Source organism: Pseudomonas sp. Xaverov 83, assembly GCF_019352905.1.
Taxonomy (GTDB): Bacteria; Pseudomonadota; Gammaproteobacteria; order Pseudomonadales; family Pseudomonadaceae; genus Aquipseudomonas; species Aquipseudomonas yamanorum.
In genome coordinates this window covers 72878-86125 of record NZ_JAAAFU010000096.1, presented here as the reverse complement: position 1 = coordinate 86125, position 13248 = coordinate 72878, and the positions used below count along the sequence as shown (strand labels likewise).

The window sequence follows — 13248 nt, the reverse complement described above, 5'->3', positions numbered from 1 at the left end:
CAGTCGTACCACCATCGCCCACTTGTACGGTGCCCGCGGTGATGGAGGTGCCACCGGTGTAGGTGTTCTCGCCAGTCAAGACCAGCGTGCCGCTACCCATCTGGTTCAGTGCGCCAGCGCCCGAGATCACGCCGCCGAATGCGTAGGGATCGCTGTGATCGAACGCCAGCGTGGTGCCGGTGCTCGTCGCAACATCGCCCAGGAGGCTGCCAGTCGTACCACCATCGCCTACTTGTACGGTGCCGGCGGTGATGGAGGTGCCACCGGTGTAGGTGTTCTCGCCAGTCAAGACCAGCGTGCCGCTACCCATTTGGTTCAGTGCGCCAGCGCCCGAGATCACGCCGCCGAATGCGTAGGGATCGCTGTGATCAAAAGCCAGCGTGGTGCCGGTGCTCGTCGCAACGTCGCCCAGGAGGCTGCCGGTCGTACCACCATTGCCCACTTGCACGGTGCCCTGGGTAATCGAGGTGCCGCCGGTGTAGGTGTTGGCGCCAGTCAAGACCAGCGTGCCGCTACCCATCTGGTTCAGTGTGCCAGCGCCCGAGATCACGCCGCCGAATGCGTAGGGATCGCTGTGATCGAACGCCAGCGTGGTGCCGGTGCTCGTCGCAACGTCGCCCACGAGGCTGCCAGTCGTACCACCATCGCCCACTTGTACGGTGCCCGCGGTGATGGAGGTGCCACCGGTGTAGGTGTTCTCTCCGGTCAAGATAAGACTGCCGTCCCCTGCCTTGGTCAATCCGCCCTGCCCCGAAACCACACCCGACAGTGTCAGATCGGCCCCAGCGGTATCCAGTGTTCCGCCGTTGGCGGTCAGATCGACATTACGTGCGGTCGTGAAAGTGTCGGTGTTCTGCAAGGTACCGCCGTCCAGCGTCAAATCGCCGGATGTGTCACCCAACGCGCCGTCGCTTGAGACCGACAGGGTGCCGCCCGATACCGTCCAGGGCGTCACTGCGGTCGTGGTCCCCGTCAGCGTCCAGGTGCTGGCGCCTGTTTTTTGGAAAGTTTTAAATCCCGTATATGCGGTAGTGTTGCTACCGGGCGCCGCGCCGATGCGGGAGACGTCGAAGCTCGCCGCCGGGCTGGTATCACCGCCCAGGACCAGATGGTTGGGGTCTAGCACTCCCTGCGCCACCACATCGCCGGTAAAGCTGTAGCCCGACAGAAGCTCCAGGGTATTGTTGCCGACAATGCCGCTGAAGGTGATGGCGTTGGCTTGTGTTGCCCCGGCCATTCCACCCTTGATGGCGCCGCTGGTGACGATCGTATTGCCGCCGCCTGCCGCAGCGATGCCGACGCCGCCTGCGCTACCCACGAAACTCACCCCGCCCAGGGTGCCCCCGCTGCCGGTGCCGCCGGCGCCGACAGCGGCAAACCCGGCTCCTCCGGCTTGGCTTCCTCCTGTGCCCCCGACAATGGACCCACCGCTTTCGACGGTCACCTTGACGCCGCCGGAAAGGATGTTGACGCCGGCGCCTCCAATACCACCCATGCCCCCAGTGGTAGCGTTAACGTTGCCGCCGGAAACTCGTCCGCTGACGTCCAGTGTAGCGCCGGCAGCGCTGAAAACGACGCCAGCTCCACCGCCTCCATTGTCGTTGCCACCGGTAATGGTGGCGGCGGCGGCGCCCAGGCCACCAGTGCCGCCCGTGACGCTTCCCGTCGTTACCGCCAAGTTGCCGGCCGAGGTTACCCAAACACCGCTACCGCCACCCCCGGCGTAATGAACGGCCTGGCCGCCGGCGCCGCCAGTTACGGCCTTCGTGATCGTCAAGGTATCTGTTGATGTATCGACAACGCCGGCGCCACCACCACCGCCACCAGCGTTGGAGGTGGCCTGACCACCAGCACCGCCGGTGACGGCGACGTTGAGGGTGCCACCGCTGCTCAGGACCACACCGTCGCCACCGCCCCCCGCGCCAGCGCTGGAAGGGCTTAAACCGCCGGCCCCACCAGTCACCGGATTTATCAGATTGCCTGCCGATGTGATGTTACTTCCTATGCCACCACCCCCACCGCCACTGGCTGGAGTCAGAGCGCCGGCCGCACCGTTCAGGCCCACCCCACCACCACTGGCATTATTACCTGCACCGGCGGGAATGGTGCTACCGGTGCTGGCGTCATAGCCGGCGCCAGCGCCGCCAAAGATGGTGCTCGCAGCGATCGAAGTCTTCCCTCCCGCAGCGCCACCGGCATGGCTGGTGCCGGGAAAGGCCAGCATCAGGCTCACCACGAGCAGGGAAAGACGGCTGCCGTGTGACAAAGCTGTGCATGTGAGAAGGGCGGCTGCGTGAAGTGCAGGACCGAAGGACAAAGAACGGGCTCGCATGGAAGATTCCTTTTTTGCGGGACAAATACAGCCCGCCAGGCTCTCGACAGACTGTTTAAGCCGCCAGATGCACTGAGCAGGGACACAACTTCTTTACTCGGGAAGAGCGGAATTGCCGGTTCTAGGAGCCGTCCTCGCACATTGAGATCACGACGTTGTTCACAGTCAGATCCTCAAGCACGAGAATTCGTAAAGAAATCATGAGTACAGGCCCCGCTTCCGTCGCCACGATGTTCCTGCCTTTATGGGTAAATTAGGAGGTCCACTTTCCTGCATACGGCAGGGAAATTTCCGAAAATGCCGCGAAAGCCGTTCTTGGCCTGAGACGCTCCTCGATCTTCATGGGCGGCAGTCCGGCCGTATCGGCAGGAACACCCACCATGTTGACGAAGCCGTTACGGAAATCGATCACGTGGGGAGGGTCGGATCATTGAATTTAATTCTGATCAATAGCCCTGACGTACGCCTGGCAAGCTCGCAGAGCGATCACGGCGCGATTTTCAGAGGGTTATGGTAAGTAGCGAAAGCCAAAGATTCCGAGGGTGTACTTACTCAGCAGCACCCGAGTTCACCCTGCCAAACACGGACAGTCGTAAAAAGTGGTATAAGGAACCCGCCCTTCCCTCGGCGTCCTGCCGACCGAACACCAAACCAAAATCCCCTACAGCTCGTCGCCTCAAATCGCACAACCGTCGAAGCTCGATTACTGTACGCACATACAGCACTAGAGTTCGCTCCCACAATGAACATTGACGAAGACACCTGCGAGTGGCTTGGATGCCCTACGCCCCTGGAAATGTACAAACATCATTGCTCGATGATTGAGGACGAGGTTGCCGACCTGCAGATTCAACTGCGCAAGGCGCGGGCAAACATATCCGGCCTGGTGCAGATGAATGATGTGCTGGCCGTAGGCAAAGCCAAGGCAGAGAATGAACTGAAGGCAGCACTGGTGGAACTCGACGAGGTGAAGCGAGCGTCCACAGAGCCCGGCATTCTTAGCATTAAGCTTGTTGCCGAGCAGCGCGACTACCTGCTCAGGGAAAATCAACGGCTACTGGGCGAGCTCAAGAGCCTTAAAGAACCCTCAGCCTAGCTCGTCCGCGTACGCGGCGACGGCCTCTTCGGTCAGTTCACGCCACTCGCCGCTGTCGATTACACCGCGATCTTTCATGTCGTCAGCCAACGCCAGGCGCCTCTCGTAACGCTCCTCCGGTGTGGCTGAGTTGAAGTCCTGATCGTTGCGCAGGGAAAACCAAGCCTCCATTACGTTGATCTGATCAATGTTTATTGTCATGACGAATACCCGGGGCCAGTGTCTACAGTGTAGAGATTGGCCTGGCCCCGGCTGTTCATTGGGGCCGACGAGCGGAGACGACTATGTGCGGAAGACTTTCCCAGTACAGCGGCATTCACGACTTCGTTGCAGCGCTGAGCATGCCCAATGCCCTGGCGAACTCCGTGGGTGAGTTGCCCCTGGAGCGGTACAACGTCGCACCAACAACGCAAGTCGCCCTGCTCCACCAGCAAGGAGACCTGCTGCACGCCGACCTGGTGCGCTGGGGATGGCGGCCGCACTGGGCCAAGGACCGCGCCGCGCCGATTAATGCCCGCGTCGAGAAGGTGGCTCACGGCCCGTTCTTCCGCGCAATCTGGCCGCACCGGGCAATCACGCCCGTCGACAACTGGTTTGAGTGGGTCGACGAAGGCGGGCCGAAGAAGCAGCCCTACCTGATCCGCAGGCGGGATGGCGCGCCCGTGCTGTGCGCAGCCATTGGCCAACTGCCTGACAGCGATGAAGGACCGGGCGAGCATGATGGATTCGTGATCATCACCGCCGACAGCGCTGGCGGCATGGTGGACATTCACGACCGGCGGCCCGTGGTACTGACGCCGGACCTGGCCCGGGAATGGTTGGACCCGGCCACGCCCAAGGAGCGCGCCGAACAGATGGGGCTGCACCAGGGCGAGCCTGCCGACGCCTTCGAATGGTTCAAGGTCGACACTGCCGTGGGAAATGTGCGGAACAAGGGGCCGGAGCTGATCCAGCCGATCAGCGAGAAATAGTCCTGACGTAAGCCTGGCACGCCCGCAGCGCGATCAATCCTTGGTCGCCGGCGTCGGTGATGCTGATAATTCGTTGAGCATGCGCTGGGTCAAGCTGGGCTCGACGGGTTGCATGAACCACGCCGACGGCGCCGGGGGCGGCAGGCACGTCGCAGCCACTGGCTGAATCCGTGGCGTCGAGAAGGACTGACAGCCGCACATCAGCAGTAGCAAGGCGGTCACGCAGCAGAGCCTGGTTGCGCTGGGCATCGGATAATTCCTTGGAGTGTTGCTGGTCGGAGGCGGCCAGTTGCTGCTCGGTGGCGAGGCGCTTGTCTTGCTCGGATCGGGCCTGGGCGTTCGCGGCATTGCCGATCGCGTCAAGGTCCGTCTGGAACTGCCCGGCCTGCTTTGCCAGCTTTCCGTCATACCGCCAGTCCTGCACCTGCCAGGCAGCACCGAAGCTCACGGCCACGGCCAGCAGGATCAGCGCCGCCAGGCTGGCCAACTTATGCACCGGCGTCATGCCAGCACCTTCAGCGCCTTGCCGTACAGCGCTTGGCGGTCGGCCAGTCCGTTGGTGCCGCCGTTGATGCGCTTGGTGATCTTCAGGAAATCGCTCTGGTCCGCCAGGGTGTTCAGCCCATGGGTGGACCAGAACCAGGCCGCCGACATTGCAGCGTACTGAGGCTGCTCGAGCAGTTCCGGCTGATTGATCAGGTCCAGGCCCAGGGCCTCGCCGCACGCCGCGTAGTTGGCCCGGCCGGTAATCTGGATCAGGCCACGGCCACGGTACTCGAAGCCATCGCCATTCACCTTATTGCCCAGATCGGCGCGCCCTTCGTACCCAGCTTGCTGCGGCGTGGGGCCCCACAACTCTTTCATCCAGCGGAACTGTCCCGACTCGTGCCCGACCTGGGCGATGAAGGCAGCAATGCGCAACCGCGTGACGATTCCGTACTTGGCCATGGCCACGTTCAGGGCAGGAACAAAAACGCCAGCTTGGCGGCCGGCGTTCGGGAGGATCTGCAGCAGCTGCTGCTCGTTGATCGGCATGCTTTTCTCCGGGCAATAAAAAACCCGCTCAAGGCGGGCATCGGTGTTTGGGCTGAGATCAGCCGTCAGCGGGCAAGACTGGCTGCTGCTCGGGCACCGGCATTTCCACGGTGGGCGAGTCCGGCACCAGGATGTGCAGGGTGATCATGTGCTTCAGGTCGTACGGCTGGCCGTCCTTGGTCACCGTCACTGTCAGGAGGCCGTCGGCGAAATCAGTTTCCACGTCCGCACGGCTGTCCATCTGGTTCACCGTATAACCCCAGCCGTCGTCAATAGGTGGAAACGGGACCATGCCCAGGCAACCAGTGATTCGATACACACCGACCGAGTCACGTGACGACTCAACGGCCCCCGCACCATTGGTCACGAAGTCGTAAGTTTTGCCGGTCCCGCCCAGCACGTTGATTGCTGCTCTTGCCATGATTAGATCGCCTTGAGAGTGCCGTCAGCAGCACGGGTGGTATTGCCGGTGTGATACAGCTCAATTTCTGGCGTGAAGCCGCCGTTGTAAATTGAGCGCATTTTGATCGTGCCAGTGTTGCCAGCAACACCATACGGCCAGGCAATCATAAGGCGATTGCCTGTGGTGCCGAACTGAATGGTCTGCCGGTAGAAGAGGCCGCTGCCACCCTGTGGGTTGCCAGGAAAATCAGCGGAAGCGAATACCTTGTTGTCGATGCCGGGGTTTACCTCTGCCGCCCAGGACACGGTGGATTGGCTGCCGACGAAGCCAATCATTTCCGCGGTTGCCACGTTTCCCGGTGCGCGCCCGGTATTGAAGGTTGCGGCGGTCCCCAGGCCAAGGTTTGCTCTCGCAGCCGGCGCGGTAATTGCTCCCGTGCCGCCCTTATCCACGGGCAAAATGTCATAGTTACCAGTCGTGCCAAGGGCAGCCAGCTTCGGACCAAACTGGTTGTTCAGTGCATTGAAGGCGTCCGAAAGCATCTTGTCGTATCCCTGTACCGGCATGATGGCGTATGCAGCGCCGCTGACAGTCGGGCCTTTGTACGCAGGAAGGATCGAGAGCACCGTAGAGCTGGCGACATTTGCAACCTCATAGTTCACGCCGTCCGGCCCGATAAATGAATCACCCACACGCGAGCTCGCAGCGAAGTCGACGTTGGCGCCTGCAACCGTGGTACTACCAGTCTGAACGGACACTGTTCCTGATCTTTGCCAAACCATAATTTTCTCCGGGTATTAAAAATCCCGCACGGGCGGGAGTAACTACTGGCCAAGAAATTCACCACTAAGAAATAGGCTTGGCGAAAACTACCGGAACAAACAATGACGCTATAGGTGTAACACCTGCGGTATACATAACAATTCTGTTGTTATTGTATTCCCACGAGCAGTACAATTTCGCATCTCTTGATTGCGCCTGCCCGACATTCATAGCTATGTTATTGATTAGTATATAGTCGCCAGTGCTTAGGTCCGAAGGTGCACTGAAATACCTTATCTGATCGCCCTGCCCTCCTGTTCCGCTACCTATATATGTCCATGAAGATATTGCCCTCGTGAATTGAGCGCAGGGATTGCCACTATCAAACAATAGTGTCGCATCCGCGCCCCATAGTTTAAGTCCATAATCTGACACTGGGCTGGCCTTGAATGCAGCGCAGAAGTAACTCCCCGCACCTGAAACCCTCGTATAAAATCCTGTCCAAGCACCTGCCGAACCAATGATTCGGCAAAAACTTATTGTAGTAGTGGAGTCGGGCCTTAAAAATACGAGTGGTGGCTCAGCGGAGGTTATCGTAACCGGGAAGCTCACTGTGGCCTGATCACCAGCAGCGGACCACCGACCTCGACTCAAAACGACAAGCCTTGAAAATTCAGAGTCAAGTGTTACAACGTCACTGTTATTTACAAACTGCAAGCCATATGACATTCACCTATACCTCATGACCAACAACCGCTGCGTGCCCAAGGCAATTGCCGGAACATCAGCAGATGATAGGGCTCGATTTCTAAACCAAACCCTAACTACATTATTCAAGACCTGCGGCTCAAACTGACGACTGTATGCATCCTGAGAGTTATTGTTGGGGTCAGTGTATGATCCAATAGGTATGACCACTGCATTGCATGTCGCTGGGTCTGCGCCAGACACACTTACATCGAGATATTCGGCAAGAGCCGGCCTTGTCACTAGCACCGAAAGTATTACGCGAACTGTAAAAGATGTCTCATCCAGTTCGAGCGCACCTGTCGGACCCCAAAGTCTCATCCCCGCACTCATTCGGTGAGATCTCCAATTTGAACGCGCTTGATATTGTTTACATCCCAGAACCTCAATGATCTGTTGGTCATAATTGATCTACCCTGCCCGGGCACCACCCCGTTAATTTCAAAGGTCCCATCAAAGAAAAGTTTCCAACCAGAAGTGCCCGCCACGTAATTGTTTGATTGGATGTAGTTGCCGATCTTGGCGTTGGTAATCGTCCCGTCCTGAATGAAAGCGGAGCGGATGAAGGTCTGCCCGCCAGTAACGGAGAACGGAGACACAGGCGTGCCGTTAGCCAGGTTAAGCAGCATGAACGTGTCAGCCCTGACCACGAACTGCGACGACACCCCGGATGGGTCGACCTGCAGGCCGATACCAAACGAGGCGGCGTACTTCTGCCCGCCGGCGGTGGTTTCCATCTTCACCGACCAGAGCGTCGACAATTGGCCGTTAGTGTTGGCCAGCGCTGAAGACGTTTCCTGAATGGCAGAGGTGTTCTGACCGACTGTAGCTTGCAACTGGGTAGTCTTAGTCGCTTCGGCCTCGATCGCTGTAGCCCGGACTTTGCTCTCTTGGACGATGGCCGCGGTGCTGGCCCAGCCCTTGAGCGCATCAGCCTTTGCTCCGCTTCCGCTGTCACCACGAGCAGATGCCCGCAATGCATTGGTGGTGCTGGCCTGGGCGGTAACCAAGCCGTCCAGTTCGGTAATGTCGGTGGTGTTGGTGTTGACCTGCTGGGCCAGTCCACTGACTGTCTCCACCGATTGACCCACGTCCAGCCAGTAAGTGGTGTTGGGCGGCGGGTTGTTGACAGGAACCTGCACCTTCGCCTGGTAGATGCGATCCGCCTCCACCACCATCTGCCCTTTCAGGTAGACCTGGGTGGGAACATAACCGCCTAGGGCATCCAGTTCGTCAATCTGGTCCTGAAGGCCATCGAGCTCGGCGATGATGTCCTGACCGAGTTGAGTTTTTGTAACCTTGCCGGTGAGTATCTGCAAAAGCGGTGTTGCATCCGAACTGGCCTGCCCAAACACACCGCCGACAACCGGATAGAACGGCCCGACGTTGCCGGTACGGTCCACCAGGCGCGCCCAGAAGAACAGCGTGGCGCCCGCCAGCAGTTGCTGCATGCGGTAGTCGGCCTGCGGATATGCCAGGTCGGCTAGTTTGGTAGCGGCACCCAGATCGTTTGCAGGGCCATACCACAGTTCAGTGCGCTGGGTATCCTCTGCGCCAGGTGGGAAAGCCCACTTGATGCTGATGCCGAACAGTTCGCTGGTGGTGGTCAGGAACGCCACCGCCGGCGGAAGACCGACCTTCCCTTCCAGGTTGGTCAGGTTGGAGCTTTTCCAGATCGACGAGATTTCGAACGCACTCACCGAGCGTACACGGGCCACGTAGGCGCCCGAGTAGATGCCAGTGACGTCGACGCTGGTCGAGCCGGTGCGCTGCACCTTGATCCAGTTGCCGCTGTCCTTGCGCCACTCCACGTCGTAGGCGATCGCACCGCTCACCGCGGGCCACGAGATGTTCATGGTGCTGATGGCAATGCCCTGATTCACGGCGTAGCTGGATGTCAGCGTGACGCTGGCCGGTGCCGGAACCACGGTGATCGGGATAACGCTGATGGGCCGCTCTTCCAGCCGGGCGCCGGTATCGATGTGAGCGAACTTGCTCGGGTCGTACTGCACGGCCGAGATTTCGAACACGCCAGGCTCAGGCCGGGAAACGCTGGTCACCCGGTACAGCGGGATGGCCAGGTCGTCAGCGTCCAGAGCCCACACCAGTTCCCGCTCAGGCGCCACGGAGTACGCCGTGGTGACCGTGACCTGGCGACCACTGACCAGTTGCACGGTGCGCCCCTCGCATTTGCCGTCAGGCAGGTTGAGGATCAGCCGGTCACCGGGCTTGGCCTGGGTGTCGCGATCCAAGGTGATGACCTTTCCGTTCACCGCCGAGATGCGCCCGCCCACGGGCCGGCCAGCCAGCAGCTCGTCCGCGATCGGAATTACGTAGCCAGGAAGCGGAATTCGCCCGTCGAGGCCCACCTTGAAGGTGACAGCCCGGTCCTTGGAGTTGGTGAGCAGCGCCCACTTACCGCGGCGCTGCGCCTCCGACTCACGCGTGCAGCCGATGGCGCTGATCTCCAGCGGGTTGTCGCCGTAGCGCCGCTGCAGCTTCTGGTCTGTCACGGCCGTGACGTCGGTGTCGTAGTTGTTCAGCGGGTTGTCGTAGCTGACCAGCGCCCGACTGTAGCGGGTGCGCTCCGACGCGCTGGAATAGGTGAACTTGCCATCAATAACGTTCGCCCGGGTGTAGGCGAAGTCGAAGTCGGTGGCGCGCGGCATATCCGACAGCGTGAATACTTGGCCTTGGGCCCAATAGGTCATGCCCCGGTAGATCGCCGAGATATCGCGCAGTAGCGACCAGGCATCAGCCTTGCTCTGTAAGTTCAGGTTGCAAATAAAGCGCGGCTCCATTCCGCCCTTCCCATCCGGTACCAGTTGGTCGCAATACTGCGAGATGCGGTACAGCTCCCACTTATCGACCATCCACGGCTTGATACGGCGGCCGAGGCCGAAGCGGTCGTTCGTGGTGAGGCCATAGGTATGCCAGACAGGGTTGTCGGTCCATGCCTCCTTGAATGTGCCATCCCAAATGCCAGAGTAGCTGCGCGATCGAGGGTCGTAATTGCTCGGCACCTGCCACTTGCGGCCGTCGCAATCAATGGTGACTGCCGGGATACTGCGGAACTGCTCAGCGGAAAATTCGATGTACAACAACGCGGTGTTTGGATACCGCAGCTTCGCGTCGATCACCTCAGTGAAGCCGGCGATCTGCATCGTGTCTGAGATTTTGTTGTTGTTCTGGTTCAGCGTGATCCGGGTAATACGCAAAAGCCAGCCGGACACTGCCTTGGGAAGGTCAATACGGCGGGTGCGCTCGTACACGGTGGTGGTCTTACCATCGACAGCTTCGCTCAGCACCTGCTGGTAGGCGCCGCCGTCGGTTGCCAGTTCAACCTTGTACTCAATCCGGTACCCGTTGATGTTGCCGCCGGCATCCACTGACTGGAGGGCCGGCCAAGAAAAGCGCACGCGCACAGCAGAAAGCTGGATGTTGTTGATGGACTTGACCCATGGCGTGCCGCTACGCAACTCGGTGCCAATCGTGGTCTCGTTCTCGACCGATGGAATCCCCTGGATATAGGTCTGATCCACCGCACCGGTGCGCCATTCCCACTTCACGTTCGGGAAGTTCATGTTGCCCTGAGGGTCTTGCAGCGGGGTGTTGTCGAGATAAATGTCACGCGCCGTAGGCGTGCCTTCGAATTCACCCTCACCGATAGCGATCAGCATTTTGGCTATGGCCACCGAGCGCAGACTGTCCGGGGCTTCCGTTGGCGTTTTTGGCTTTTCTTCGCCGCCCTTGGCGCCGTGGATATCAATCTTGCGTGCTGCGCCCATGCTTTTCTCCAGGCAATAAAAAACCGCCTCATGGGCGGCTGCGGTGCTTCAGGTGTTGGCTACATTTGATCTTCGGCGTAAATGGCGGCACTGATGATCGCGCCACCCCAGCGCCGGCGGCCTGCACACAGCGACACAGAATTGCCGGAGGCCGTTGTGTTCTTGGCGCTGCCGAAGGCGTAGCCGGGTGTGTTCTCCGGCGCAGCGCTGGTCTTAAGTCCGCCGGCCTGGGGGCTGAGCATTTGAATTACGCCACCCAGCACCATCGATCCCCCCATCATGATCAAGGCCGAACCAAACGGAGCGCCTGCGCCGAAGGTGCCTCCGGTAATCACCGCGCCGACAACGATCAGCACAGCCCCGATGATGGTTTGGAGTGCCCCTGCGCGTTTGCTGCCAGTGATGACAGGTGCAATTCGGATATCCCCTTCGCCGACAAACCCCAGTTCCTTTTCTGCCAGGTTCGTAGCCCCGCGAAATACGGCGAACTCGATACCCCGGGATTTGGCATTGGACAGGAAGCGCTCGAAACCCGGTATTTGCACACACAGGGCCTTGACGGCCTCGGCCGGTGTCCTCACTGCCATCCGGAAGGACCGACCAAACTGCCGGAGCTGGCCATAGAGCAGGATCGTGGTCATAGGCTGATAATTGATGGCAAGTGCCGCCATGTGCTTTTTCTCCAGGCAATAAAAAAGCCCGCCGAAGCGAGCCTTGAACAATTTGATGCGCCGCTACAGACAGCCTTGCAGCGCGGTAAGCCTTTTATTGGCGATCCAGTTACCGACCACCACATAGTATTTCGCCTCGGAACCCGAGCCCTTGGGCTGAATATCAACGAAGTACTGGGAGCCCTCAGTGAACACCGTATATCCGGTGTCGCGCCCTGGCTGAAGTGTGGCCCCCGGCGCGCCGCCGAAGATTGGCTGGTTCTGCCATTCGTACTGAACGCATTTGGCCAGCGCGGCGTCGGACTTCTGCGAGGTCAGCACCTTGTAAGGACCTTCCTGGCGAGCCTCGTTCATCGTCGGAGCCATGCACCCCGCCAGAATCGCCACCGCTACCGCCGCTATCAAAATTCGCATGTCGTTCCCTCTTTGGTTTCGCGGGACTCTAGCACTGAGGGGAGGATGCAAAAAGCCCAGCGCCGGGCTGGGCTTTAAGCTTTATCCCACAAATTCTATCGCGTGATAATTACCCGCGTTAGCTTTCCGTTGGATACCTCTATGCGATTTGCCATAGAGCCACCCTGCTGAGATAGGCCGCCGTATGGAGAAGGCGCCTTCCAAAAGACGTCGGCTCGGATGAAGTACTTGCCAGGTGGCACCTCTTCAAACTTGAAGTTGCCGTTGCCGTCCGCACGAACCATACGAACAAACTTGGCCTGCCGCGGGTCACTTACAGCAAAAGGCTTTTGCTGCCTGTAGGAGACGTCGTACCACTGCTCAGAGTAGCTGGTGATTGGAACCAAATAAACCTCTGAGCCTGCCCCGTACTTCACATCGCCGCCGACGGTTTTCAAGAAAGCCTGCCCTTCGATCGTCCCCGTGCCGGTAGTCGGCAGTGCCTCATACTCGGCACTTGGGAACGGTATTCTCGGAACGGGCTGTTGATTCGCGCATCCAGAAATCAAAGCGAGCCCTATCATCAAAGCGATTATCTTAAGTTTCACTCAAAACCCTCCATGTAGATGGCGGCAATCTACCATCAACCTTAATCGGAGCAAATCAGGTCTTATCGTCATCAGGAGACAACAGGCTGGCCAGGCATCCAGCGTGGATGGAGTGCGATCGACTGAGCTTTTCTCACTCCCAGCCAAGATCCTTATATGAGGTCTTGTCATGCTCAGGAAATTCGGTCGTGTAATCTCCCCAGTCCATGTACGAATAGTATTTGCTCATTGCTTCAAAATAACTGGAGGCTTCGACCTGCCAAATGAGTTTTGACATTGGTTCCAGCAGCCCGCGCGCATCTTCTCCGTAAGGGCCAGCAAGACAAAATGTTTGACACCCGTCGGGCTCAAGCCAGAGTTCATGATTCATTGAACGCTTGTTTCCCTCGTTGGTTTGGCGGGACTGTAGCACTGGGGCGAGCAGATGCAAAAAGCCCAGCGC

The 13248-nt window shown here is 59.3% G+C and carries 13 protein-coding genes; 2 read left to right on the top strand and 11 right to left on the bottom strand.

Annotated elements, in window-relative coordinates; genetic code table 11:
• Positions 1-2224, bottom strand: a 2224-nt coding sequence (locus K0H47_RS31345) for an autotransporter-associated beta strand repeat-containing protein (RefSeq protein ID WP_219274101.1), incomplete at its 3' end; no start/stop codon positions are given.
• Positions 2225-3074: 850 nt separating this feature from the next.
• On the opposite strand from K0H47_RS31345, the gene K0H47_RS29960 reads away from it, so the two are divergent.
• Complete coding sequence (locus tag K0H47_RS29960) at positions 3075-3428, top strand: hypothetical protein (RefSeq protein WP_063030533.1); 354 nt, start codon at positions 3075-3077, stop codon at positions 3426-3428.
• Here K0H47_RS29960 and K0H47_RS29955 read toward each other — a convergent pair.
• Positions 3420-3629, bottom strand: a complete 210-nt coding sequence (locus K0H47_RS29955; RefSeq protein ID WP_063030534.1) for a hypothetical protein — start codon at positions 3627-3629, stop codon at positions 3420-3422. The two genes, K0H47_RS29960 and K0H47_RS29955, sit on opposite strands and share 9 nt — an antisense overlap.
• A gap of 83 nt (positions 3630-3712) precedes the next feature.
• On the opposite strand from K0H47_RS29955, the gene K0H47_RS29950 reads away from it, so the two are divergent.
• Positions 3713-4399 carry an SOS response-associated peptidase gene (locus K0H47_RS29950; RefSeq protein WP_063030535.1) on the top strand — a complete coding sequence of 229 codons (687 nt, stop codon included), beginning with the start codon at positions 3713-3715 and terminating at the stop codon, positions 4397-4399.
• Here K0H47_RS29950 and K0H47_RS29945 read toward each other — a convergent pair.
• From K0H47_RS29945 to K0H47_RS29905, 9 genes are all read right to left on the bottom strand, one after another.
• On the bottom strand, positions 4386-4904 hold the full coding sequence (locus K0H47_RS29945; RefSeq protein ID WP_219274099.1) for a lysis system i-spanin subunit Rz: 519 nt from the start codon (positions 4902-4904) through the stop codon (positions 4386-4388). The two genes, K0H47_RS29950 and K0H47_RS29945, sit on opposite strands and share 14 nt — an antisense overlap.
• Positions 4901-5434 carry a glycoside hydrolase family 19 protein gene (locus K0H47_RS29940; RefSeq protein WP_219274097.1) on the bottom strand — a complete coding sequence of 178 codons (534 nt, stop codon included), beginning with the start codon at positions 5432-5434 and terminating at the stop codon, positions 4901-4903. The genes K0H47_RS29945 and K0H47_RS29940 overlap by 4 nt, the downstream gene beginning before the upstream one ends.
• 58 nt (positions 5435-5492) lie before the next feature.
• A complete protein-coding gene (locus tag K0H47_RS29935) occupies positions 5493-5855 on the bottom strand; it encodes a phage tail protein (RefSeq protein WP_219274095.1) in 363 nt (120 codons plus the stop codon).
• Between the two features lie 2 nt (positions 5856-5857).
• Complete coding sequence (locus tag K0H47_RS31265) at positions 5858-6595, bottom strand: hypothetical protein (RefSeq protein WP_257626775.1); 738 nt, start codon at positions 6593-6595, stop codon at positions 5858-5860.
• Positions 6596-7675: 1080 nt separating this feature from the next.
• Positions 7676-11134, bottom strand: a complete 3459-nt coding sequence (locus K0H47_RS29925) for a host specificity protein J (protein WP_219274093.1) — start codon at positions 11132-11134, stop codon at positions 7676-7678.
• A gap of 59 nt (positions 11135-11193) precedes the next feature.
• Entirely contained in the window at positions 11194-11805 is a 612-nt protein-coding gene (locus tag K0H47_RS29920; protein WP_063030544.1) for a tail assembly protein, read from the bottom strand.
• Positions 11806-11868: 63 nt separating this feature from the next.
• Positions 11869-12219 carry a hypothetical protein gene (locus tag K0H47_RS29915; RefSeq protein WP_063030546.1) on the bottom strand — a complete coding sequence of 117 codons (351 nt, stop codon included), beginning with the start codon at positions 12217-12219 and terminating at the stop codon, positions 11869-11871.
• Between the two features lie 95 nt (positions 12220-12314).
• A complete protein-coding gene (locus K0H47_RS29910) occupies positions 12315-12806 on the bottom strand; it encodes a hypothetical protein (protein ID WP_081253157.1) in 492 nt (163 codons plus the stop codon).
• A 133-nt stretch (positions 12807-12939) separates the two neighbouring features.
• Positions 12940-13176: a hypothetical protein gene (locus K0H47_RS29905; protein WP_063030548.1), complete on the bottom strand. Its 237-nt coding sequence runs from the start codon at positions 13174-13176 to the stop codon at positions 12940-12942.
• Positions 13177-13248 lie beyond the last annotated feature (72 nt).